Here is a 24,047-nt window from a genome sequence, read left to right as displayed (position 1 = left end):
GCCCTTTTGCTTCGTCGGGCGGATTCTTTCGGAAGTCCATGGAAATCGGTTTGCCAGACCTTTGAATTTTGGGCCGGGGGTGCGGCGGGTGGATTGACCCCACGCCTTTGTTGACGTGCTCAATTCAATACTTCCGGGTATTTCGGGTTGCCCACGACCGCGTTCGTGCAAACCTGCCCGCACGCCGGAATTCCGTTTCTTTCCTGCGGCTCACGTATGGATAAGTGCGTACGTACAAGTGCGTACGCAGAAGTGCTGTACGTAGAAGTAGGTAAGCGATCGCTATGGTGCACTCGGTCGGTGATGTACGTATCGGACGGCAAGGAGCACTGACATGAGCAACCCCACCACCACCCAGGACATCCCCCGCACCATGCGCGCCGCGGTCCTCGTCTCCAAGGGGCAGATCCGCGTCGAGGAGCGCCCGGTGCCGCGCCCCGCCGCCGACGAAGTCCTCATCGAGGTGGCCTCGGTCGGGGTCTGCGGTTCCGATGTGCACTACTACCGGGAAGGGCGGATCGGGGACTTCGTCGTGGACGCGCCGCTGGTGCTCGGGCACGAGGCGTCCGGCCGGGTCGTCGCGGTCGGCGCGGACGTGTCCGGGAGCCGAGTCGGAGAACGCGTCGCGATCGAACCCCAACGCCCCTGCCGCGTCTGCGACCAGTGCACGGCAGGCCGCTACAACCTCTGCCCGCACATGGAGTTCTACGCGACCCCGCCCGTCGACGGCGCGTTCCAGGAGTACGTGACGATCCAGGCGCCCTTCGCCCACCCCGTGCCCGACGCGGTCACGGACGACGTGGCGGCCCTCCTCGAACCGCTCTCGGTCGGCATCTGGGCCGGCCGCAAGGCCGAACTCGGGCCCGGCTCGCGGGTGCTGATCGCCGGAGCGGGACCGATCGGCATCATCACCGCCCAGACCGCGAAGGCGTTCGGCGCCGCCGAGGTGATCGTCTCCGACCCGATCGCCGAACGGCGCGCGATGGCCGAACGATACGGCGCGACCGCCGTGCTCGACCCGACGGCCGACTCGGTCGCCGACCTCGGCGTGGACGCCTTCATCGACTGCTCCGGCGCGACCCCCGCCGTCCGCTCCGGCATCACCGCCGTACGCGGTGCGGGCGCCGTCGTCCTCGTCGGCATGGGCGCCGACGACGTCCCCCTTCCCCTCCCCGTCATCCAGAGCCGGGAACTCAAGGTCACCGGCGTCTTCCGCTACACCGGCACCTGGCCCGTCGCCGTCCACCTCGCCGCCACCGGCCAGGTCGACCTGGCACCCCTGGTCACCGGGCGTTTCGATCTCGACCATGTCGAAGACGCGCTCGACGCCGACCTCACGCCCGGTTCCCTGAAGGCCGTGGTGCGACCGTGAACGCCGCCGGTCACCGACAACCCGGGTCTTGCACAGGCGTCGGTTATTTCTCCCAGCCGACCGTCTCCGGAAGCGGGTTGTAGAAGATCGTCGCGCCGACGTTGGCCAGGCCCTTCTTCACCCCGTAGATCGAGGGCCCGCTGTACAGCGGCAGGAAGGCGTACTCCTGGAGAGCCTTCCGCTCGACCTTGTTGGCCGCCGCGGTCTGCTGGGTGAGGTCGGGGATCTGGCCGAGGGCCCGGATCTCGTTGTTCAGCGCCGGCGTGCCGGCGCCCGTGACGTTGGACTCACGGTCCGAGCAGTAGAAGTCGCACAGGGAGCGGGCGCCGAAGGGATCCATGGAACGGTTGCCCGACACGAAGAGGTCGAACCTGCGCTCGCTGAGGATTTTGGAGAAGTCCGCGCTGTCGGCCTTCTTGACGACGAGACGGACGCCGACCGGCTTCAGCATCGCGGTGAAGGCGCCGGCAGCGGCCTTGCTCAGCGGATCGTCGCCGAGGAGCGTGTAGCCGACCTCCAGTTTCTTGCCGTTCCTGACGCGGATGCCGTCGCTCCCGGGCTTCCAGCCCGCCGCGTCCAGCGTCTTCTTCGCGTCGTCCGGCGCGTACTTGAGCACGGTCGAGACGTTGTCCTGGTAGCCCTTCTGGAAGCTGAACAGCATGGCCGAACCGGGCAGCGGCTCCTTGTAGTCGAGCCCCTGGAACTGGATCTTCGCGATCTGCGCGCGGTCGACACTCTCCTGGACAGCCTTGCGGACCTCCCTGTCCGCGAGGACGGAGGACTTCGTATTGAAGTGGAGCGAGTATTCGAAGGGACTGCCGCCGCGGCGGATCTCGGCGCCCTTGAGCCCCTTGATCTGCTGGAGGCTCTCGGCGTCGCCGACGGGGGTGTAGTCGACCTGGCCGTTCTTGAAGGCGTTGACCGCCGCGGTCGACTCCAGGTTGACGTAGACGCGCTTGTCGAGCTTGCCCTTCCTGCCCCACCACTTCGGGTTGCGGACGAAGGTGATGTTGCCCGAGTGGGTGTCCCAGGAGCCGACCGTGTAGGGGCCCGCACCCCACTCCGGGTGGGCCTTCTTGACGTATGCCTTGCCGAAGTTGTCGACCGTGGCGGCCTTGGGATGAAGGAAGGTGGTGAACAGGCTCGACCAGGAGGCGTCGACTCCCTTGAAGGTGATGACGGCCTGCTTGGCGTCCTTGCCCCGCTCAACCGAGGTGATCTTGCCGTACCCGTCGGTGGAGGAGGCCGCGTAAGCGTTGTCCGAACCGTTGTTGGCCTTCCACGTGGCCTTGATCGCGGTCCAGTCGATCGGGGTGCCGTCGTTGAAGACGGCCTTCGGGTTGATGGTCAGCGTGACCTGCTGATCGCCTCCCGCGACGGACACCTTCACGTCGCTGTAGTAGTCCGGGTTGTACCGCACCTCGCCGGTGGGCGAGTACGTGATGGCCACGGCGTTGTACCAGGACCAGACCCGGGACGCGGTCAAGGTGGCGTTGACGTGGAACGGGTTGCCCTGTTCGTCGAAGGTCCCGGCCGTGGTGTAGGTGCCGCCGTCCTTGACCTTGTCGTACGGCTGGGGGTTGTAGTCGGTGACCCTTGACGCGGCCTTGGCGGCGCCGTTCTTGTCCGTGTCATCCCCGGACGAGGACTCGCACGCGGTGGCGGTGACGGACACGGCGGCTATGAGAGCGACGGGCAGGGCCAGTCTTGCGCGCATGACGGGATGGTTCCTTCTGGTTCAGTGGAGCGGATGGGGAGGGAGGGGAAGCGGGTACGGGCAGGCGGCCCGGAGGGATGAGGGATGAGGGATGGGGGAAGCGGGAATGGAGCGGGAATCCCGGGCGCCGAGGTGCTCAGGCGGCGTGACAGGCGTACTGGTGGCCGGGGTTCCCGGCTGACGGCGTCGGCGCGGGACGTTCCGTACGGCAGCGCTGCCGCGTGTCGTCGTCGGTGCCGCGGTACAGGGGGCAGCGGTCGATGAAGACGCAGCCCGCGGGCAGACGGGCGGCGCTCGGCTGCTCCCCCTCCAGCACGACGCGCTCGCGGGTGCGTTCCCGCTGCGGGTCGGGCACCGGGATCGCCGACAGCAGCGCCCGGGTGTACGGGTGCTTCGGGGCGGAGAAGACCGTCTCGGTGTCGCCCATCTCGACGATGTGCCCCAGGTACATCACCGCGATGCGATCGGAGAGGTGGCGGACCACGGCCAGGTCATGGGCGACCACGAGGTAGGCGAGGCCGAGTTCGCGCTTGAGCCGCGCCAGCAGGTTGATCACCCCGGCCTGGACCGAGACGTCCAGGGCCGAGAGCGGCTCGTCGAGGGCGAGCAGCTTCGGCTCGGTCGCCAGGGCGCGCGCGATGCCGACGCGCTGGCGCTGGCCGCCGGAGAGCGCGGCCGGGAAGCGGTCGCTCACCGAGGAGTCCAGGCCGACCAGGGCCAGCAGTTCAGGGATGCGGGAGCGGATCGACTCGTGATCCTTCCCGATGGCCCGCAAGGGCTCGGCGAGCAGCTGGTGGACAGGCAGCCGTGGGTCCAGTGCGCCCAGCGGGTCCTGCATGACGATCTGTACGTCCTGTCGCAGCTCGCGTACGCGCGCGGCGGAGCTGTCCTTGCCGACCTTGCTGTCCTTGCCGACCGTGCCGACATCGGTTCCGGCGATCTCGATCCGCCCGCCTTCGGGCTTCCTGAGCCGGAGGATCTCCAGCAGCGTCGTGGTCTTTCCGCTGCCCGACTCGCCCACCAGACCGAGGGTTTCGCCGGCACGCAGCTCGAAACTCACCCGGTTGACGGCGTGCAGCGTGCCGACCCGGCGTTTGAGGAAGACGCCCTCGGTGATCGGGAAGGTCTTGACGAGGTCCTCTACGCGGAGCACCACGTCACTTGCCTCTGCCCCGCCCCCGGCTGAGGGGGACGGCTCGACGACGGGCGCGACGTCTCCGGCAGGATCCAGCGATCCGTCGGCCATCTCGTCGGCACGCAGGCAGGCCACGCGCCCGTGACCTGCGATCTCCCGCAGCTCCGGTTCGTCCGTGCGGCACGCGTCGAGGGCGACGGCGCAGCGGCTCGCGAAGGCGCAGCCGGTCGGGAGGTTCACGGGGGTGGGCGGCTCCCCGCCGATGGGGACCAGCGGCCGGTGCACACCGCTGTCCGCTGTGGGCACCGCGGCGAGCAGTCGCGCGGTGTACGGCATGGTCGGGCGCCGGAACAGTTCCTCCGCCCCGGCCCGTTCCACGAACCGTCCCGCGTACATGACGGCGATGTCGTCGGCGTGCCCGGCGGCCACCCCGAGGTCGTGCGTGATGAGGACGAGGGCGGCGCCGGTCTCCTCCTGCGCCAGGCGCAGCACGTCGAGGATCTGGGCCTGCACGGTGACATCGAGGGCGGTGGTGGGTTCGTCGGCGACGAGAACGGACGGTTTGTTGGCGATGGACAGAGCGATCACGACGCGCTGGCGCATGCCGCCGGAGAACTCGTGCGGGAAGGACTTGGCGCGTTCGCGCGGGTCGGGTATGCCGACGAGATCGAGCAGTTCGACGGCCTGCTCCCAGGCCGCGCGCTTCGTGAGGTCCTGGTGGACCCGCAGGGCGTCGGAGAGCTGTCTGCCGACGGAGAAGATCGGGGTGAGCGCGGACAGCGGGTCCTGGAAGATCATGCCGATGGAGTCGCCCCGTATCCCGGAGAGCTCTTTGTCACCGAGGCGGGCCAGGTCGCGTCCGCCGAGCAGCACCTCGCCCCGCAGGGCGGCGGCGGGCGGCAGCAGGCCCATGATGCCCAGCGCGGTGGCCGACTTGCCGGATCCGGACTCGCCGACGATGCCGAGGGTCCGGCCCGGCAGGAGGTCGAAGCTGACGCCGCGGACCGCCTCGACGGGGCCGGCCTCGGAGGGGAAGGAGATCCGCAGGTCCCGTACCGAGAGCGCGGGCTCGGGGCCGGTGGACGGGGCCGGGCCGGGCAGGGAAGTCGTCAGGGTCATCGTCGGCCTCCTGCCGCGCCGGTCACGGACGTGGGGTCGAGGGCGTCGCGCAGCCCGTCGCCGATGAAGGTCATCGACACGGTGAGCAGGACGACCAGGCCCGCGGGAAAGGCGAAGAGCCAGGGGGCGCTCGTCACGGTGCTCGCACCGTCCGCGAGCATCGTGCCGAGGGAGACGTCCGGGGTCTGGACGCCGAATCCCAGGAACGACAGGCCGGTTTCGCTGAGTACGGTCGCGACGACGCCGAGCGTCAGGTTGACGATCAGCAGCGAGCCGAGGTTGGGGATGATGTGGCGCAGGATGATGCGCAGCGGGCGTACCCCCATGAACTCGGCCGCCGTCACGTAGTCCCGTTCGCGCAGGGAGGTCGAGACGGACCAGATCACTCGCGCGGTGGACATCCAGCCGAACACCGTCAGCACGACGATGAGGACCCGCCAGTCACCGGCGAGGCGGTGGGATACGAGGGCGAGGATGAGGAAGGAGGGGACGATGAGCAGGAAGTGGATGGCGGCGAGCGTCACCTTCTCGACCCGGCCGCCGAAGTACGCGGCGCTGGATCCGATGACCGCGGCGACGACGATGGTCAGGACGGAGACGCTCACGGCGATGGTCAGCGAGCGCTGGAGTCCGTGCACGGCCGAGGCGTAGACGTCGTTGCCGCCTTGGTTGGTGCCGAACCAGTGGGCGGCGCTCGGCGGCTGGGTGAGGGCGGCGAAGTCGGCCTCGTCATACGTGTAGGAGGTGAACAGGCCGCCGAACGCGCTGAACAGCACGAGCAGCGCGAAGATCACCACACCCACGACGGCGAGGCGGTTGCGCCGGAAGCGCCGCAGGTAGAGGCGGCCGAGGCCGAGCCGGCGCCCGTGCCGTCGGGCGGGGAGCGCGCCCTGCGGTGATTCGGGCAGTTCAGGCAAGGAGGTCGACGGCTCACGGGATGAGGCGTCGGTCGTCATGTCGGCGGCCACGTCAGCTCACCCGCACTCTCGGGTCGAGGAAGACCGTGGCGATGTCCGCGAGGACCGCGCCGATCGCCGTCAGAGCCGCGGCGAAGGCGGCCGTCGCGACCGCACCGTGCACGTCGTTCTTGCTGATGGTCTCGACGAAGTAGCGGCCCATGCCGTTCCAGCCGAAGATCGTCTCGGTGATGACGCCACCGGTGAAGATGGCCGGGACGGAGAACGCGACGGACGCCGCCGTGGGGATGAGCGCGGCCCGCAGGGCGTGCCTGCGGATCGCCCGGGTCCGGGTCAGCCCGGTGGCCTGGGCCGTGCGCACGAACTCGGCGTTGATCGTGTCGAGCAGCAATGAGCGCTGCGTCAGGTGATACCCGACATAGCCCATCAGGGTCAGCGTCAAGGTCGGCAGGATCAGATGCAGGACGCGGTCGCCGATGGTCGCGAGCAGCCCTTCGACGTTCGGTGAGTTCCCGCCGGCGACGTAGAGGAAGTGCAGGCCGGCGTGCTGGTTCAGCCAGATGGCGACGAAGACCACGGCGAGCGCGGCGACGGACGTCGGTACGTTGAACACCGCGATGGACAGGGCCTGGGTGACCCGGTCGGCCCAGCCGTACTGCCGCGACGCGGTGTACACGCCCAGGGTGACGCCGACCACCACGGACAGGATCGTCGCGGTGACGACCAACTCGGCGCTGATGAGGGACCGGTAGCCGATCTCCCCGTTGACGGATACGCCGGTCGGCGACCTTCCCCAGTCGAAGTGGAGGACCACCGAGGTGAGCCAGTCCCACCAGCGGTGCACCAACGGCACGTGCGGGTCCAGGTTGTACGGCGCGAGGGCCTGGTCGATCTGGGCCTCGGTGCGAACGGGCCTCAGCTCCTTGAAGTTCGACCGCGGGTCCAGGAACCAACTGGCCAGGAAATACGTGGCGTTGGTCGCGATTACGATCATCAGGAGCCACCCCGAGATCTTGCGCATCACATAGCGCGCCAAGGCCCCCACCTCCTCGCCGCATGCGGGAGACGCACTTCCGGACGCGCTTCTGGACGCGCTTCTGGGGCTCGGGGTCTTGGGGACGTGTGCATGTGCGGTGGGGCTTTCTGGGGGAACGGAACGAAAGCACAGGTGTGCGAGCAGGATCCTGGTACGTATCGTGCGGCCGAGGCCAGACTTCGGCTCTTCCCGCCACAAGATCGAAACACCGGCGCAGTAATGCAGAGCAGCCGTGCCACCTGCACGGACTTCCGCCACGGGCCCTGTGCGAGAGGTGACCCGAGGCGGTGAAGGCGGCGCGCGCTACGCTCGCCGCGGGGTGATGAAGGAATCGTTCACGACGTATCCGTCCAGTCCGTGGAGTTCGCCGTACGCGATCAGATCGCTGGTGCGGTTGATGAACCCGCGCCCCGGATAGTTGAGCGAGGTGTTGCACAGGACACTGAATCCGGTCAGTTCCCCGAAGGACGTCAGCAGAGCGGCCATCTCCGCATTCGCCGTCGGGTCGACGGTCTGGGTACGCGCTGTTCCGTCGATGTGTGTCACCGCACGCAATTCGCCGGACTCGACGTGGCCGAAATACAGCATGTACGGGTCGGGGACCCCGCCGCGGAACCAGCGGGCCGCGTCCCGCTCCAGGCAGATCGGGGCAATGGGGCGGTAGCCCTCGCGCTGCTTGATTTTGTTGAGCCTGACGGTCGTCTCCTCGGTGAAGGGAGCGGCCAGGATCGACCGGTTCCCGAGTGCGCGGGGACCGATCTCCCAGCGGCCCCGGGCCCAGCCGATGATGTTCCCGTCACGGAGACAGCGGGCCACCTCGCCATGGCGCACCGGACGGGACTCGTAACGCTGTGGGTCGAATTCCACGTCCTCGACGAATTCGCCGCCCGCGTAGACGTCCCAGTCCAGGTCGGCCGACCCGGTGTAGAAGTGCTGGGCGTCGATGGCGGTCCCGATCGCGGAGCCGCTGTCGTTGGGGCACGGCGGGACGAAGACCGCGGGGAAGAGCCCGCACTCGCGCCAGCGGCGGTTCCACTCGCAATTGAGTCCGCAGCCTCCCGAGATGAGCAGGGGGAGGCCCTCCGTCAAGTGCCGGCGGGCATAGGAGTGGAACCGGTCGAAGATGGCGTTCGAGAGGCGGGCGGCGAGGCTTTTGTACGCGCTTGATTCCACGCCGATATTATGGAAAGGAGAATCGCTCATCCGGTCTTTGAGGCTGCCCGTGATGACGTTCTTCTGGCCGAGAATGAAGTCGATGACTTCCTGTTCCGCCGCCGTGGCCGGCCGGTCCTCGGCGAATCCGGCCAGGGCCATCTGCTTGCCCGCGTCCTGGAAGCGGACGAATTCTTCGTGCGGGCTGTACTCGGGGTCCGCGAGCGCGAAGCCGTACGAGTATTTGTTGCCCGGGTAGTTGAGCACCTCCTTGAGATGGGTCACCTTCCCGTGCTCGTCGATGCGGTAGAACGAGCCGATGTTCCCCTCCCACACCAGGCTGTAGAAGGGCTGGTCCCGGCGGAGCGCCGACATTCCATAGGACGTCATGATGTGGGAGCGCTCATGCGTGGAGGAGAAGACGCGCACGCTCTTCCCGAAGAACCGGCCGGCCTCGTCCGAGATCGCGGATTCGCCCACACCGTAGTACCCGGCACGCGACGGCTGGTCGGTTGCCTGGGTGCCCTTGATCCAGCCGCTCATGGCGACGACGTCCGGCTGTTTGTCCAGCCGGTCCGCCGCTACGGCGAATGCCTCGGCGGTCAGACCGCTGTAGCGGACGAACGAGTCCTTCTCCGCCTCCAGGGAGAACAGCAGCCTGCCGTCTTCGACGGCCGCGATCGCCCCGTCATGGCCTTCCTTGAGGGAAAGAATCAGCATGTTGGTCCTTATCCTCCTTTTCTCTGCTCATCCGCGTCACGCGGTCGAAGGCTCCCAGGATCGAAGGCGGAACCGGGCGGGGCCGAAAGGGCTTTGAGAGCGAGTTCATGCAGCCGCGGATTGGCGGACAGGGCGCCGGTGCCGCCCTGGGGCGAGGCGCCCAGGAGATCGGTGCAGATACCGCCGGCTTCCTCCACGAGGATCTGTACCGCGGTGATGTCCCAGGGGTTCACGACCGGTTCGGCCGCGATGTCGAGAGTTCCTTCGGCGACCATGCAGTGCTGAAGGAAGTCCCCGAAGGCACGGTCCTCCCAGCACGCTTCGGCCAGGCGCAGATACGCCTCACGCGAGTGGAAGACGTCCCAGGTGCGTGTGCTGGTGGTGGACAGATAGGCATGGGCGAGGCGGCTGTTGCCGGAGACGCGCAGCGGAAGCGGGGCGCTGTCGGGCGAGCCGCGTCGCAGCCACGCGCCCCGTCCGGCCGCCGCCCACCAACGGCTGTGCAGGGCGGGTGCGCTGACCACGCCGACGGTGGGCCGGCCGTCCTCCAGCAAGGCGATCAGCGTGGCCCAGACCGGCACCCCGCGCAGGAAGTTCTTGGTGCCGTCGACGGGGTCGACCATCCAGGTGCGCCCGGCCTTGACGGAACCGCCGGTCTCCTCCCCGGCGAAGGCGTCGTCGGGGCGGGCGTACCGCAGCGCCTCGCGTACGGCCGTTTCGACGGCGGTGTCCGCGTCGGTCACGGGCGTACGGTCCGGCTTCTCCTGGACCCGCAGGTCGCGGGCGCGGAAGCGGCGGCTGGTGATGCTGTCGGCGATATCACCCAAATGCAGGGCCAGTTCGAGATCGGCATCGGTCCGTCGCGGCATGGAACGCCTCACTGCACGCGTCGTCGGGTTCGGGGCTCGCTTCGTTCTCGCCACCGCGCGTTCGTCACTTCGTGTGCAGTTCGAGCAAGTGGTACTCCATGACCCCTACTTCCTCGATCCGGCGCACACGGCGCAGCAGTTCGACCCGCAGGCCGGCCTCCTCGGCGAAGACGTCGAGCCGCTCGCGGTCCCCGAGGTCGGCCGTGCCCAGCAGCAGCCTGCCGCCGTCGGCCAGATGCTCATGGGCGCCGGCGATGTACCGGGCGTGGCCCTGGTAGCCCGGGTCGAAGACGGCGGAGTGCAGATCGGTGGAGAGCGGGAAGCCGTCCTCCACGTACGTCCAGGGCACGTTCCAGAAGACGGCGTCGAAGCGATCCGCGGGTTCGAGCGCCGCGTACAGGTCGCTGTGGAGGGCGCGTACCCGGTCGCTCACCCCGTGCCGCTCGGCGTTGGCGACCGTATTGGCCACCGCCTTCTCGTTGATGTCCAGCGCGGTGACGGCGGCGCAGCCGTCGAGCGCGGCGGTCACGGAGATGACGCCCGTACCGCAGCCGACCTCCAGGAACGAGCCGCCCTTGGGGTAGGGCACGATCGAGGCCATCACCTCGGTGGCGGCGCTCAGGGTGCCGGGGAAGACGCCTCGGTGCAGGCTCCATTCCCGCCCCAGCAGGGTGAAGGAGTCCGGCAGGTCGTCGCCGGCAAGGGCGTGCTGTAGGGCCTGGGCCACGTCCTCGGGGGACTCCTCGATCGTCATGATCTCCACCTCTGCGGTCGTGTCTGCGGTCGTGATGGTCATCGGGTCGGGTCGGCCGCGTACCGCACGAGCGCGTCGCGGTGGCGGCCGACCTTGCGGAACGCTTCGGCGTACTGGTCGATGAGCGTCGTGTCCTCGGGCCAGTTGGTGAAGGTGGGCAGGGACAGCGCGTGCCGCTCGACGTACTCGGCGTGTGAACCGGTCTCCGGTACGGCGCCGGTCTTCGGCGTTCCGGGAAAGAGGGGGTTCTCCGGACGGGCGTAGAGCGGCAGGGTCGACAGCCGGGGCCCGGAGGGGGCGCCCACTTCCATGCCTTCGGCGCGCAGGGCCTCGATGAGTACGGAGCGGGGGACGCCGCCCAGCGCCTCGGGCCGGTAGAGCGGTTTGTAGCCGTACCAGGCGCCCATGTCGACGTGGTCGGCGACGTGTACGGGCTCCAGATAGGTCACGTCTGCGAGCTGCTCGCCGAAGTAGCGCAGGCAGCGGTGCCGGGCTTCTTCGCGTGCCGGGAACGCCGCGAGCGCGTGCCGGGCGACGATGGCGTTGAACGGCGACATCCGCAGTTTGAGCCCGAAGCCGGTGACCCAGTGCGCGCGCAGGTCCTCGTCGAGGACGGCGTCGCGGGAGCGGTCCCGGTAGTGCCCGAGGAGGGTGGCGCGGTCGTGCACCTGGGGGTCGCTCGTGACGAGGATGCCGCCCTCTCCCGCGTAGACGGCCTTGTTGGCCTGGAGGGAGAACACCCCGGCGTCGCCGAACGTGCCGACGGGCTTGCCCTTGTAGCGGCTGCCGTGGGCGTGCGAGCAGTCCTCCAGGACGCGCAGCTCGTGGCGCTCGGCGATCCGCAGGATCGCGTCCATGTCGCAGGGGTGGCCCCACTGGTGGACGACCGTGATCACCTTGGTGTGCTCGGTGAGCGCGGTTTGAAGCGCCTTGGGGTCCAGGCCGCGGGTGTCGGGGTCGATGTCGGCCAGGACCACGTCACCGCGGAGGGCGAAGACGGGGCTCAGCGCCGCGTGATAGGTGAGCGAGGGCCCCACGACGTCCACGCCTTCGCGCACACCGAGCGCGAAGTAGGCGGCGAGGAGGGCGCTGGTACCGGAGTTGAAGGTGATCGCGAAGCGGGCGCCGCCGTTTGGGAGCCGGCCGTTCGGAGATCCCGCGTCTGGGGAGCCGTCGTTCGGAAGTCTGTCGTTCAGAAAGGCGAGGAAGTCGGCCTCAAGTCGGCCGATGGGACCGCTGTTGCCCTTGATGGAGATGTCGGTGTTCCGCTGCTCGGCCAGTTCCGAGAGCTCCGCCTCGTCGGCGGGCGGCGGCCAGACTTCGTGCGGCAGCGGCTGTTCGATGGCGGATACGCCCCCGAGGAGCGCGAGCCGTTCGGTGGTGGTCATGTGTCCTGCCTGCTGTCGCGGCGGGTGGCGGGCTTGGGGGTTCGACTCGGGATCAGGCGCACCGGTCGGCGAGCTCGTTCCGCTCACGCAACCGATCCCGGTAGATCCCGTCGATCGTGCGCACGACGGCGAGTTGACGCTGAAGGTGGGCCTGGCGGTAGCAGCGGTCGTCCAGGTGCCCCAGATGGTGGGCGATCATGGAACGTACGGCATCGGTCCGGGGGCCTTTCCCGGTGCGGCGCTCCAACGGCAGCCCGCCGACGGAGTGCAGGACGGCGGCCTCGGGAACGACGTTCAACGCGCCTTCCGTGCCGAGCACGCAGAGGTGCTCGGTCTTCTCGTAGTTATGGCGTGAAACGCGCAGCGAGCCCGCCAGACCCGTTGAGGGATAGCTGAACATGAGGCTTACGAGGTCCTCCAGCCGGCGGTCCCGCATCTCCTGGCAGTGGTGCACGAAGGCGGAGTGCACCCGAGGAGGTTCGGGTGCGGGTTCGGGGAACAATCCGCTGAGCACGTCGATGAGGTGGTAGCCCATGTCGAGGAGCACACCGCCCATCGCCTGTTCCCTGGAGGCGCGCCACCCGGTCGTCGGATGGGCCAGGTTGAAGTGGTAGTCGTATGAGAACCAGTAGGGCTCTCCGATGCGCGCGAGGTTCTCCTGGGCGAACTGGAATACCGGGTCGAAGTTCCGTTGCAACAGCGTGAGAACACTGCGGTCAGCCCGTTGGGCCAGGTGTACCAGCTGCCGGGCTTCCTGTTCGGTGACGGCGAACGGCTTCTCCTTGATGACGTGGCTGCCGTGCGCCAGGAGTTCCGTACAGACCGGGAAGTGCTCGCTATGCGGCACGGTGACCACCGCGGCGTCGAAGTCGACTTTCCGGAGCGCCTCGCCGAGAACATCGTAATGCGGGAATCCCCACTCGTCGGCGAGTGATGAGGCCGCCGGGGCGGGGTCGACGCCGCCGACGATATCCGCGCTCTCGCGTACGATCGGCAGATACTCCTTCCCTTGATGTCCGGCAAATCCGACCGCCAGCACTCGCCGCCGCGGAAGTTTATTCTTCGATCGGTCACCGGTCATGCAGAATATCCCCCTCGCGAAATATCGTTTGAGGATGAGGCGGGGCTACGTGGAGTGGTGGAGGGCGGCCGGGAAAGTCTCGTAGAGATCCGGACCGGTCTCCGGGCCGCGGATGGTTCAGAGAGCCTCGCGGCTCTTACGGGAAGCATCGGCGAGCCAGGTGTGTGCCGCGGTCACCACATCCTTGATGAAGGCGCTGTTTCCGCGCCGCACGTTCTCGTCGAGCAGCGAGATTTCGCCGGCCGCTATCCAGGCGAACTCGGTGTGCTTGTCCCCTTCGAGGACGGGCGACGAGAGGTCCCCGTCCACCTCGACGACATAGTCCGACTCGACGTGCCGCAGTCCGCCCGCCGTCCACTCCTCGTGCGCCACCTGCGCGAGAACGCGGCGCAGCCGCCAGCCGGTCTCCTCCGCTATCTCCCTGTGCAGTGCGTCGAGGAGGGATTCCCCGTGCTCCACGGCCCCGCCGACGACGTCCCAGCACTCGGGGAAGAGCCGTCGGCCGGCCGAGCGGCGCTGGACGAAGATCCGGTCGTACGGGTCGCGGATCAGCGCGCCCACCATGCTTCGGGGTTCGATCCCATCGGTCACCTCAGTCCCCTCGGTCACTTCGCTTATTCGCTCACACCACGTGTGTGCACCATGCGCATGTGCCATACGGCAGGCGAAATACATGCAGAGTCGAACAGCCCAAACGGTGGCTTCGGAGATATCGGGCCTGCTTCTCGTCCCTGAACACTACCGGGAACCCTGAGAGGCGCATGGGTTCACGTAAGGCTTCAGACGCCCCAACTCCTTCTTGACAAGGCGTCCTTCTTCTTGACAAGGCGTCGTCTCGTGCGTTTTCGGCCGGGCGAAGAGGGCCGGGCAGCCTACACTGAATTGCGGCCCGCTGCCGTCCACATCCAGCCGCTCCGAGGGTGAGGAGTTTCCTCACGGGTTCACAGAAGGCGTCGGGCGTCTCAGCTTCACCGTGACGCGGTGTCAATTAATACGCTGAAAGGTGTGGCTTATTGGGTGCCGTGCAGCAGGCAAGGTACGGGCTCCCGGGCGACCCAGCCGATCCGTGGGCCACTGTCGTCCCGGTCTGTTTACTCCGCCGACGTCGTTTTCCTCATCGCGCTTCCGCTAAACAGCTATTTTTCTGCCACCACTGGTCGTCTCAAGGTCGGCTATGTTGTCCGGATTCGCCGCTCACCGTGGCTCGGCCGGGCGGAGGCTTCGTTCACAGGCGGCGGGCGACCAGGAAGACGTAGCCGACCTGCGGGAGCGCACCGAACCGGGGAAGGGAGCGGGTGGAGTTGAAGAACTCGTAGTGAGGGTCATCGGCGGAGAGCGCGACACCGTCGAAGGCATCGGCGAACGCCTGGTAGGTACGCCGGACACGCTCCCCGATGTCGCCGAACTCCACCACTTCCAGACCGGCGCGGTCGAGGGCCGTGCGGAGCTCCGCCGGTTCGGGCAGGGAGGGGGACTGGAACGCCCGGCACGTGCGGCGGACCAGCTCCGCGGCATCCCCGGTCACCGGCGACCGGAGCAGCACATCGGTGATGACCAGCGGGCTACCGGGGCGCAGGGTCCGGGCGATCTCGCCGAGGGCGGTGGTCCGGTCGCTGATGTGCATCATGGACTCGATCGCCCAGGCACCGTCGAAGGCCGCGGCCTCGAAGGGCAGCGCGCAGGCGTCCGCGTACCGGAAGTCCACCCGGTCGGCGAGCTCGGCGGCATCCGCCCGGGTTCGGGCGAGATCGATGTCCTGGTCGCTGACCGAGATCCCTGACACACGGGCGCCGCTGGCTCGTGCGATACGCAGGGCAGGCCGTCCTGTTCCGCACCCGACGTCCAGCAACCGCCGACCGGGCGCGGCGGCCAGCCGCCCCGCCACGAGATCGGTGAGCCGGTCGGTGGCCTGGTTGAGCGAGCGGTCGTCCGCGTCGCTGTCCCAGTAGCCGACGTGGATGTTGCCGTCGACGGCAGCGCCGTCCACGACGTCGGTCTGCTCGCCATCGAGCCGACCGCTATCCGGCGACGGCGCGGCGGGGCGGTGTACAGCGGGGTCGTTGGTCATCGAGGCCTCCGAGCATGAGGGGCGTGTCAGCTGGTGAAGAGGCTCATCCGCAGCATCTCGCCGAGTCAGGGGTCAGCGGCTTCCGTGACGTGTACGCGATGTCCCGTGTCTGGTCGAACGGCCGAAAACAGGACGGCGTGGAACTCCGGAACATGCTCGCTGTGCGTCCGTGTCCAGTAGACCGGCGCCACCGCGGTCGCCTACGCGTTGGCACCGCCGGCACCGCGGAAGACGTCCGTATGACGGTGACGGGATGACGGTAATGGGCATCGAGCGACCATCTTCCTGGGGGGCGCGCAGTTCGTCCAGGGTGCCTGGGGAGAGCCGGTCGGAACGGGGTGGAGCAGCCGGCTGGGAACGGGCGTCATTCGCTGTGAGGTGCTCCTCTGCTGGTCCTGGCGGCCTGGGATGTGGGATGGCGAGGCAGTGCGAGGTAGGTCACCGCGGCCACGACGAGGAACCCGGCGGCCGCCGCCTTCAGTGCGAGTCCGTAGCCCGCCGCGCGTGCCGCGCCGGCATCGGTGGCGCTACCGCCCAGGTGGGTCGTCCACGACGAGGCGATGGAGACGAGGACGGCGAATCCGGCCGTGGGGCCCAGCTCCGTCGTGGCGTTGAGCAGGCCACCGGCGATCCCCGCGTGCTCCCGGGGGACGCCCGAGAGCGCCACCACTGCCGCTCCGGCGAACACCAGGAGGCCCCCCGAGGGGAAGACCACCATCCCCAGCAGGACCGGGCTGACATAGGGGAGGCCGTCCCCGAGCCGGCTCAGGAAGTACAGACCGGCCGCGGCGAGGACCAGGCCGATCAGCATCGTGGTGCGCGGCCCCCACCGCCGCAGGACCGTGCCCGACCCGAGGGTGGTGACGAGTACGGCAAGGGCGTAGGGGACGTAGGCGGCCGAGGTCTGCCCGGGGGTGAAGCCTCTCGTTTCCTGGAAGTACTGCGGGATCATGTACGAAGCGGTGAATACGCCGCTGGCCCCGCAGGCCATCACGAGCAGGCCCGTCACCGTGCGCCTCCGCCGGATCAGCGCGAACGGCACGAGCGGGTCACGGGAGCCTGCTTCCACCAGGGCGAACGCCAAGAGGAAGAGCAGGGCGAGAACGAGGGGCGCCAAGACGGTCCAGTCCCATTCCCGGTCGCCGGCGTCGACCAGCCCGTAGCAGAGCGCGGCCAGACCCAGCGTGACCAGGAGGGAGCCGGCCAGGTCCATTCCGCGCCGTCTCCGGCCGGGCGCATCGCGGTCGAACAGGACCGGTACGAGCACGAGGGCGGCGACGCCGACGGCCGTGGGAAGCGAGAAAACCCAGCGCCAGGACACCGAGCCGACCACCGGCCCGGCGAACAGCAGCCCCAGCGTGCCCCCGGTCATCGGCAACCCGCCCCACAACGCCAACGCCCGGTCGTAGCCGGCGCGCTCGGTGAACAGCGTGCCGATCAGCGCGGTGCCGGCCGGTGCTGCCAGGGCCGCCCCGCAGCCCTGTAGGAACCGGCCCGTGAGGATCGACGCGACGTCGGGAGCCGTAGCGGTCAGCGCCGAGCCGGCGGTGAAGACGGCGACGCCGGTCATGAGGACGGCCCGGTGCCCGTACACGTCACCAAGCCGACCTCCGAGGAGGAGGATCCCGCAGAAGGAGACGGGGTACGCGGCATTGACCAGGGCCGACCACGTGGGGTCCAGGCCCAGCTCCGCTCTGATGTCCGGGAGCGCGATCACGATGGACATCATCGCCAGCAGGAGGGTGGTCTGAACGACGGCCAGCAGCGCGAAGGCGGCGGTGCGCCGCGGCGGCGCGAGACGGTCCGCTGTCGTCCCACTGCGCCTTACGGCCATGTCTCGGCAACCCCTTCGTCTCGGTCTCGGCAACTGGCGTCCGACGCGACGCTGTCCCGTCTCCTCGCCCGATCACATTTGGCAGGCGAAGCCATGCGGTAGTCGAAGCGCTGAAGACGTCACCTGAAGACGTCCGCTGAAGACCTCCCCGTAGGCCATTGGAGCTATGCATGCGGCCTACTGGGGCCGCATCACTCGTTGGGCTGTTGCTGCCGCGTGGGTGGCGCTGGTTCATGCGAGGCTCGGTTTGATGGCTTTTGTCGGACGGAGTCAGGAGTCGTTGGATGCAGGGTTATGCTGCCGATCGCCCCGGAGGGAAGCAGCTTCGCGACTTGTCCGGAGAGCAACTCGCGCGGTACTTCGCCGATACCTGGGACACGTACGAGACGCTGTTCCGCGGAGTGCGTGAATCGACGGAGGCCTACTGCGTCCGGGTGCATCCTCTCCGTCTGCCGCTCGTCTTCTATCTCGCGCACACCGCTTCGTTCTACATCCAGAAACTCAAACTGGCCGGGCTTGTCGGCGGTAGCGGGGAAGCCGAGTTCGATGAGCGTATGGAACGGGGGGTTTCTCCCGAGGATCCCGATGAGTTGGCTGGGCTCACCGAGTGGCCCAGCCCGGAAACGGTGTGGGCCTACCGGAAGCGCGTGCGGGACATCGTACTGAAGGTCATCGAAGAGGTTCCGCTGCCTGCCACTGCCGCCCCGAGGTCACCTATTCGGGCCCTGCTCATGGGGATTGAGCACGAGAACGTCCACCTGCACACCTCCCTTCCGCTCATCCGCCTGCTGCCGCCCCGGTTGAAGGAAGCGCCTGAAGGCTGGCCGGCCGTCGTGGACGAACGCGCGGGTGCGTCGGGGGAGGAGAAAGGGCCCGAGGAGCGGTTCGTGCAGTGCTCCGGCGGGCCGGTTCGATTCGGTGATGAGCGGCGAGAGGCGGACCGGTTCAGGTGGGACAACGAGTGCGGTCGCCGCGAGGCGGAAGTCGCGCCGTTCAGGGTCAGGTCCCATCCGGTGACCAATGGGCAGTTCCTGGAGTTCGTCCAGGACGGGGGGTATGAGGAGTCCAGGCTGTGGACGACGCACGGGGCGCGCCTGTTCCTGGAGCGGATGAGCGAGGGACACCCCAATGCGTGGCTTCGGGCCCCTTCGGGCGCATACCGGTACCGCGGTATTTTCGATGACATCGACATGCCGTGGGACTGGCCCGTGGAAGTCAGTCGGCATGAGGCCGTCGCCTACGCCAACTGGGCGGGGGCGGCGCTCATCTCGGAGGAACAGTTCCACGCGCTCGTCAACCAGGAATTCGGTGGCGTCGGACGGGTAGCGGACAGGATCGGTGAGTTCAATGTGGGCCTTCGGTTCGGCAGCCCGCGTCGCGTAGGCGGTGGCGACGGGGCAGCGCTGGGCCGCAGTGGGGTCGACTTCATCGGCAATGTCGCACTGTGGCTGGAGGATGACTTCACCGCGCTGGGGAAGGGGCCTTTCCACGTCGACCCGCTGTACCCGGATTTCTCCGAGCCGTGGTTCGGCAAGGAGACCGGCATGCTCGCCGGCGCCAGCTATGCGGCGCGCGGCCACATGGCCGACATCGGCGTCATGCGGGACTTCATGCAGAACCACATGGACCAGCTCGCGGGCATCCTCCTGGCGAGGCCCGCGTAATGACCGGCGAACGGCACACGCGTCTGGCCCACCTCATGCGCGCGGCGTCATGCGCGCGGCGTCCTCGTTGGGGACCCAGGTGCACGACCGTATGCCGGAATCCGGTATCGACCTGGTCGTCTACAGCCACGGCACGAGGTCCACCCCCGTGCTGGAGGGGCGCTACGACGACCAGCCCCGAGCCCGGGACTACAAACGGTGCCCATGACATCGCGGCACGCATCCTGCGTAACTGGTTCGGCCTTTGAGCAGCGCTGTCAGTTCAGCAGGGTCTTCTCCAGGAGCGTGAAGGACTTGGGTACGCGGCCCGGCTGCGGCTTGCGCGCCTTCTGGCCGATGACCCGGTAGCCGTTGTCCACGTAGTAGGAGTTCAGACGCGGATTGCCGGCCAGGCAGTCCAGGCGCGCGAACGGTCGCCCGACCTCGGCTATGCGGCGCTCCGCCGCTCGCAACAGCCGCTGCCCCGTCCCCGGCTCGGCGCTGCCGCGGTCGACCATCAGCCGGTGTACGTAACCGGCCTCCGGCGGTTGCGGACCCCAGGCGTCCTCGTCGTCCCACCACAGCTCCCACGCCCCGACCGCGCGGCCGTCGGCCTCGGCGATCCAGATCTCGCCGTCCGCCATGACCTGACGGAAGTGGCCCTCGTCCAGTTCGCCGGGCTGCCACTGGCCGGTGATGCCCTGGGAGAACATCCAGCGGGCAGCGTCGTCGCGCAGGCGCACGAGCGTGGCGAGGTCGGAGTCATCGGCGCGGCGGCAGTGCAGATCGTTCACGCACTGATCCTCGCACAGCTGTTCGCCAAGGTCTCGTTTTGGCCTTACCCAGGTGGGGTGAGGTGGGGTGGGGACCGTCTGTTTCAGCCCCTTCAGTCCCTTGAACCTTGAGGGGGCCGACTGCGCCGTACCGGAGGGGCGTCGGGTGCTGGGGTATCAGCCACCCGGCGGTGCGACGGCTTTTCTGGGGGCAGGGGATGCCAAGACCGTTGGAATTAGCGGGGTGTTAGCGGCGCGGTAGTCCCGCGTCAGTGGGGCTGGACAGAGTAGGTGACGCACCGAGGGGATCACGTCGCCGACTGTTCCGGGGGACCCGAAATGAGCGCCAACGCCACTGTCCGCACCGCCCGTCGCCGTACCCTGCGCGTTGGCGCGGCGGCGCTGACCGTAGCGCCGCCCTGTCTCTGACCGCCTGCTCCGGCGCGGACACCGGCGCGAAGTCCGGTGCCGAGGCGGGAGCCGGGGCCCGCTCATCCACCAGGACGGTGCCACCCACCCCGTCACCTTCGTCAACCCCATCGGCTGACCAGCGCAGCTGTCTTCCCCCCCACCGCACTTCTGAGCCGACCGGCTCAGAACCCGCAGAACAAGCAGAGGAGACACCATGAAGTCCTGGCGTACTCGTATCGGAGTCGGTCTCGCAGTCGGTGCCGCGGCGGTCGCCATTCCCCTGACCGCCGCCACCGCGTCCGCCGCCGCGCCCCCCGGCGACGGCTGGACCCCCGTCGGCGCCGAGAAGTACCCCTCGAAGGGGGAGTGCGAAGCGCAGGAACTCCCGAACGCCCAGGCGGACGGGTACCACGAGGTGTGGTGTGACGACAGCAAGGCCATCATGCCGATCTACTACCGCTGAAACGTTCCGACCCGGCGCGGACATACCTCGCTGACGTCGCACTGAGAAGCCTGTTGCCCCGGTGACCACACCAGGGCAACAGCCTTGTAGGCCACGTACGGGCGTGGGCGCCGGCGACCGGACCGGTACGCCGACATCGAGGTGCACGACTGGCAGTTCGGCCGCGGCCCTGGCCCGCGCCGCCATAGATTTTCTCAGCGGCCCGCAGCGCACGCAGTTGCGATCCTGCTCCGCGCCCTGCTGCGTACGCTACTTCGTATGGTGAGGCGGGCCATCCATGGACCGTTGAACTCGTCCTGCCCCGGCAGGACTTTGCCCTCGCGAGAGGGTGTGGAGAGTACGGCCCGCCGCCTACGGTCAGGCCCCCATGAACCGCGGCACGCGCTTCTCGATGAACGCGCTGATTCCTTCCTGCCCGTCAGCGGACTCGAAGAGTTGGCCGAGCGCCGCCTGCTCCGCCGAGAGCGCGGCGTCGAGCCCCTGGGCCACCCCGCCGTCGATGACGCGCTTGGCCTCACGGACCGCGAGCGGCGCCCGCGTCGCGAGGAGCACGGCGAAGGCGAGGGCCCGTTCCATCAGCGCCTCCGGCTCGGCGACCTCGGTCACCAGGCCCCGCTGGACGGCCTCGTCGGGGCGGACGCGGCGGCCGGTCATCACCAGTTCCTTGGTGAAGCGGGTGCCGGCGGCCCTGGCCAGCCGCTGTGTGCCGCCGCCTCCCGGGATGAGGCCGAGCGTGACCTCGGGCAGGGCGAACCTGGCACGGGCGGAGGCGACGATGAAGTCACAGCAGAGCGCGACCTCGAACCCGCCCCCGAAGGCGTATCCGTTCACGGCGGCGATGCTGGGCTGCGGAAGGCGTTCTAGGGCGTCGAAGACCTGGCGCGACGTCCGTTGGTACTCCAGGAACGCGTCGGCGCCGACCCCGGAGTACTCGCCCACGTCGGCGCCCGCGATGAAGCCGCGGCCGGTCCCGGTGAGGACGACCGCACGGACCTCCCGGTCCTGCCGGACGCGTACGATCTGCTCCCCGAGCGCCGCGACGAGTTCGCCGGACAGCGCGCCGAGCTTCTCCTCCCGGTCGATCCTCAGGACGCGTACGACGCCGCTGCTGCCGCCGCTGCCGCTGCCGCTGCCGTCGACGGCGTGGTCCTGGACCGCGAGATTCCGGTGCGGATGGGCGATCTCGCCCGCCACGACGGCGGGTTGCTGCTCCTGACGCTCCTGACGCTCCTGTCGCGCGGTCACCGGCCCTCACCCACCAGAGCGGTCAGGCTCTCCGAGTCGAGGACCTCGCCGAGGACGGCCGCCGTGTGCTCGCCGGTCCGTGGCGGCGCGAGGCGCTGCCGCCACGGCGTCGCGCTGAGCGATATGGGGCACCCCACCAGCTCGATCGGCGTCCCCGCCGGACCGTCGAGCGTGACCAGCAGCTCGGAATCCTCCTCCCGCAGCTCGTCCACCGCCTCCTTGGTACTGCGCACCCGAGCGGCCCAAATGCCCTTCGGGAGCAGCGCGTCGAGCCAGTGCTGGACAGTGTCCGTACGGGTGATGTCCTCCAACGCCCGCTTGGCGTCGTCCCGTTGGGTCCAGGCGTCGAAATCGGCGAGGCCGGCGACCCCCACGGCGTCGGCGACCTTTTCGAGCGGCGCCATCGCCACGGCCAGCCACCCGTCACTCGCCTCGTACACCCCGAACGGAGCCGACAGCCACGCCTGGCCGATGCCGGAGTCGGAACGCCGGTACTCCGTGCCCTGGTTGACGAACGTCGAGATCTCCTGGCACTGCATCGCGATGGCGGTCGAGTACAGATCCACCTCCACCCGCTGGCCGATGCCGTGGGTGGAGCGGGCGATGATCGCGGCCAGGATGCCGTTCGCGAGGGTGAGTGCGGTCGCGTGGTCCACGATGGCCGTCCCGGCGGGGGTCGGCGGATCGCCCGCCCGGCCCGTCGACGCCGCGAGCCCGGACATCGACTGGATCAGAAGGTCCTGGCCCGGCCTGCCCTCCCGGGCGAACGCGGTGTCCTGGCCCCAGCCGGAGCCCGAGCAGTAGATGATGTCGTCCCGTACGGCCTTGAAGTCGTCGTAGCCGAGCCCGAGGCGGTCCATCACGCCGGGGCGGAAGTTCTCGACGACGACGTCGCACGTCGCACCCAGCCTCAGCAGCGCCTCCTTGGCCCTCGGGTCCTTGAGGTCGAGCGCCACCGAGCGCTTGTTGCGGTTCATCGCGAGGAACGCCGCCGACTCCCCGTCGACGTACTCGCCCATCATGGCGAGATCGCGTTCCCACTCGCCCTCGGGGCGTTCCACCTTGATCACGTCCGCGCCGAGGTCGGCGAGGACCTGGGTGGCGAACGGGCCCAGCATCATCTGCGTGAAGTCGAGGACGCGGATGGCGTCAAGCGCTTGCATCGTCTTGGTGTTCCTTCCAGCTGGATTGGTGATGGCCTAGTCGGATCTCGGATTGATGACGTTGATCGGACAGGCTTCGCCGCAGCGCCTTCCGGTCGATCTTTCCTGCGGCGTTCCTGGGGATCTCCGGTACGGCGTGCACCGCGACGGGCTTCTTGTAGCCGGCCAGGGACGCCGCGCAGGACTGCGCGATACCGGCGAGGATCTCGGCACCGGGCGTGCCGGCGGCCGGGCCGCCGTCGAGTACGACCGCCGCGGTGACGCCCTCGCCCCACACCGGGTGCGGCATGCCCAGGACGGCTGCCTCGCGGACGCCGTCGACCGTGGAGACGACGCGCTCGACCTCGGCGGGATAGACGTTGAACCCCCCGGTCACGATCATGTCGCTGGAACGGCCCAGCAGGCGTACGTAGCCGTCGGCGTCGAGTTCTCCCAGGTCACCGGTACGGAACCAGCCGTCGGCGAACGCGGCCGCGGTCAGCTCCGGACGGTTCCAGTACCCGTCCATCACGGTGTCGCCGCGTACCACGACCTCCCCGTCCACCAGGCGCAGCGCGATCCCGGCGACGGCCCGCCCCGCCGACCCCAGACGGCCGGGGTCCCCGGAGGCGTGGTCGGCGGGCGTCAGCACGGTGAGCGGCGCCAGCGCCTCGGCGAGCCCGTAGAACTGGGTGAGGATTCCGGGGAAGACCCGCTGTGCCCGTTCGAGCGCGGCGACGCCGAGCGGCGAACCGCCGTACGGGATGGTCCTGACGTTCCCCATGTCCCGCGACAGGGGTACTGGCACCGGTCCCTCGGCAGCGCGCGCCAGGCGGTCGAGCATGATCGGCGCCAGCGGAAGGACCGTCACCCCGAACGCGTCGACGGCCTCCAGGACCGCCCGCGGATCGAAGTGCGGCATCACCACCGTGGCCGCGCCGCTCACGGCGCAGTCGAGGCCGATCGACCCGCCGAAGTGGCTCATGGGAGCCACGGCCAGGACGACGTCCCCGGGCCCGATCGCGGGCAGTTCGCGCAGCGCGCGGGTGGTCTGCGCCACCCAGGTCGCGTGGGTGACGACGACGCCCTTGGGGCGGCCGGTCGTCCCCGAGCTGTACATCAGCATCGCGATGTCGGAGGGGGACGGGGCCGGCAGGGGTGGTGGCGTAGCCGCCGCTGAGGCCAGTGAGCCCGGGGAGAAGGGCGCG

General features: G+C 68.9%; 19 protein-coding genes. 3 read left to right on the top strand and 16 right to left on the bottom strand.

The features are described 5' to 3' along the window. Positions 1-334 precede the first annotated feature (334 nt). The gene (locus ACFU99_RS05245; protein WP_384386023.1) at positions 335-1,372 is read left to right on the top strand and encodes an NAD(P)-dependent alcohol dehydrogenase; all 1,038 of its coding nucleotides are present in this window, start codon (positions 335-337) and stop codon (positions 1,370-1,372) included. 43 nt (positions 1,373-1,415) lie between these two features. On the opposite strand, the gene ACFU99_RS05240 is transcribed toward ACFU99_RS05245, so the two are convergent. The 12 genes from ACFU99_RS05240 to ACFU99_RS05185 all read right to left on the bottom strand — a co-directional run bounded on the left by ACFU99_RS05240 (position 1,416) and on the right by ACFU99_RS05185 (position 17,162). After that, a complete protein-coding gene (locus ACFU99_RS05240) occupies positions 1,416-3,089 on the bottom strand; it encodes an ABC transporter family substrate-binding protein (protein WP_384386020.1) in 1,674 nt (557 codons plus the stop codon). Between the two features lie 136 nt (positions 3,090-3,225). Continuing rightward, on the bottom strand, positions 3,226-5,343 hold the full coding sequence (locus tag ACFU99_RS05235; protein WP_384386017.1) for a dipeptide ABC transporter ATP-binding protein: 2,118 nt from the start codon (positions 5,341-5,343) through the stop codon (positions 3,226-3,228). Beyond that, positions 5,340-6,299: an ABC transporter permease gene (locus ACFU99_RS05230; RefSeq protein WP_384386026.1), complete on the bottom strand. Its 960-nt coding sequence runs from the start codon at positions 6,297-6,299 to the stop codon at positions 5,340-5,342. Before ACFU99_RS05230 ends, ACFU99_RS05235 begins: the two co-directional genes overlap by 4 nt. Positions 6,300-6,312: 13 nt before the next feature. Further along, positions 6,313-7,296, bottom strand: coding sequence for an ABC transporter permease (locus tag ACFU99_RS05225; protein ID WP_384386014.1), 984 nt, complete (start codon positions 7,294-7,296; stop codon positions 6,313-6,315). A 303-nt stretch (positions 7,297-7,599) separates the two neighbouring features. Continuing rightward, a complete protein-coding gene (locus ACFU99_RS05220) occupies positions 7,600-9,168 on the bottom strand; it encodes a carbamoyltransferase C-terminal domain-containing protein (RefSeq protein WP_384386012.1) in 1,569 nt (522 codons plus the stop codon). Positions 9,169-9,176: 8 nt separating this feature from the next. Beyond that, positions 9,177-10,037, bottom strand: coding sequence for a histidinol-phosphatase (hisN, locus tag ACFU99_RS05215; protein WP_384386009.1), 861 nt, complete (start codon positions 10,035-10,037; stop codon positions 9,177-9,179). A 64-nt stretch (positions 10,038-10,101) separates the two neighbouring features. After that, entirely contained in the window at positions 10,102-10,791 is a 690-nt protein-coding gene (locus ACFU99_RS05210; protein WP_384386006.1) for a methyltransferase, read from the bottom strand. A 38-nt stretch (positions 10,792-10,829) separates the two neighbouring features. Further along, a complete protein-coding gene (locus ACFU99_RS05205; RefSeq protein WP_384386004.1) occupies positions 10,830-12,179 on the bottom strand; it encodes a DegT/DnrJ/EryC1/StrS family aminotransferase in 1,350 nt (449 codons plus the stop codon). A gap of 52 nt (positions 12,180-12,231) precedes the next feature. Further along, positions 12,232-13,260: a Gfo/Idh/MocA family protein gene (locus ACFU99_RS05200; RefSeq protein ID WP_384386001.1), complete on the bottom strand. Its 1,029-nt coding sequence runs from the start codon at positions 13,258-13,260 to the stop codon at positions 12,232-12,234. Positions 13,261-13,377: 117 nt separating this feature from the next. Then, the gene (locus tag ACFU99_RS05195; protein WP_384385998.1) at positions 13,378-13,851 is read right to left on the bottom strand and encodes an NUDIX hydrolase; all 474 of its coding nucleotides are present in this window, start codon (positions 13,849-13,851) and stop codon (positions 13,378-13,380) included. A 634-nt stretch (positions 13,852-14,485) separates the two neighbouring features. Further along, on the bottom strand, positions 14,486-15,328 hold the full coding sequence (locus ACFU99_RS05190) for an SAM-dependent methyltransferase (RefSeq protein ID WP_384385996.1): 843 nt from the start codon (positions 15,326-15,328) through the stop codon (positions 14,486-14,488). A gap of 364 nt (positions 15,329-15,692) precedes the next feature. Continuing rightward, entirely contained in the window at positions 15,693-17,162 is a 1,470-nt protein-coding gene (locus ACFU99_RS05185) for an MFS transporter (RefSeq protein WP_384385993.1), read from the bottom strand. A gap of 284 nt (positions 17,163-17,446) precedes the next feature. On the opposite strand from ACFU99_RS05185, the gene ACFU99_RS05180 reads away from it, so the two are divergent. Then, the gene (locus ACFU99_RS05180) at positions 17,447-18,826 is read left to right on the top strand and encodes an SUMF1/EgtB/PvdO family nonheme iron enzyme (RefSeq protein ID WP_384385990.1); all 1,380 of its coding nucleotides are present in this window, start codon (positions 17,447-17,449) and stop codon (positions 18,824-18,826) included. Positions 18,827-19,083: 257 nt separating this feature from the next. Here ACFU99_RS05180 and ACFU99_RS05175 read toward each other — a convergent pair whose 3' ends face one another. Then, positions 19,084-19,599, bottom strand: a complete 516-nt coding sequence (locus ACFU99_RS05175) for a GNAT family N-acetyltransferase (RefSeq protein WP_384385987.1) — start codon at positions 19,597-19,599, stop codon at positions 19,084-19,086. Between the two features lie 604 nt (positions 19,600-20,203). Between ACFU99_RS05175 and ACFU99_RS05170 the strand changes: the two genes are divergently transcribed. Next, positions 20,204-20,452, top strand: coding sequence for a hypothetical protein (locus ACFU99_RS05170; RefSeq protein ID WP_384385984.1), 249 nt, complete (start codon positions 20,204-20,206; stop codon positions 20,450-20,452). A 357-nt stretch (positions 20,453-20,809) separates the two neighbouring features. Here the strand turns inward: ACFU99_RS05170 and ACFU99_RS05165 are convergent, their stop codons facing one another. The 3 genes from ACFU99_RS05165 to ACFU99_RS05155 form a co-directional block, all read right to left on the bottom strand. After that, complete coding sequence (locus tag ACFU99_RS05165) at positions 20,810-21,697, bottom strand: enoyl-CoA hydratase/isomerase family protein (RefSeq protein ID WP_384385981.1); 888 nt, start codon at positions 21,695-21,697, stop codon at positions 20,810-20,812. After that, positions 21,694-22,860: a CaiB/BaiF CoA transferase family protein gene (locus ACFU99_RS05160; protein ID WP_384385979.1), complete on the bottom strand. Its 1,167-nt coding sequence runs from the start codon at positions 22,858-22,860 to the stop codon at positions 21,694-21,696. The genes ACFU99_RS05165 and ACFU99_RS05160 overlap by 4 nt, the downstream gene beginning before the upstream one ends. Beyond that, a partial coding sequence (locus ACFU99_RS05155; RefSeq protein ID WP_384385976.1) for a class I adenylate-forming enzyme family protein occupies positions 22,847-24,047 on the bottom strand: 1,201 nt, incomplete at its 5' end. The genes ACFU99_RS05155 and ACFU99_RS05160, both read right to left, overlap by 14 nt.

This window comes from Streptomyces sp. NPDC057654 (genome assembly GCF_042800135.1).
In the GTDB taxonomy this organism is placed as follows: Bacteria; Actinomycetota; Actinomycetes; order Streptomycetales; family Streptomycetaceae; genus Streptomyces.
The sequence above is the reverse complement of the archived record's forward strand: the minus strand, read 5'-3'. Positions and strand labels throughout refer to the sequence as shown.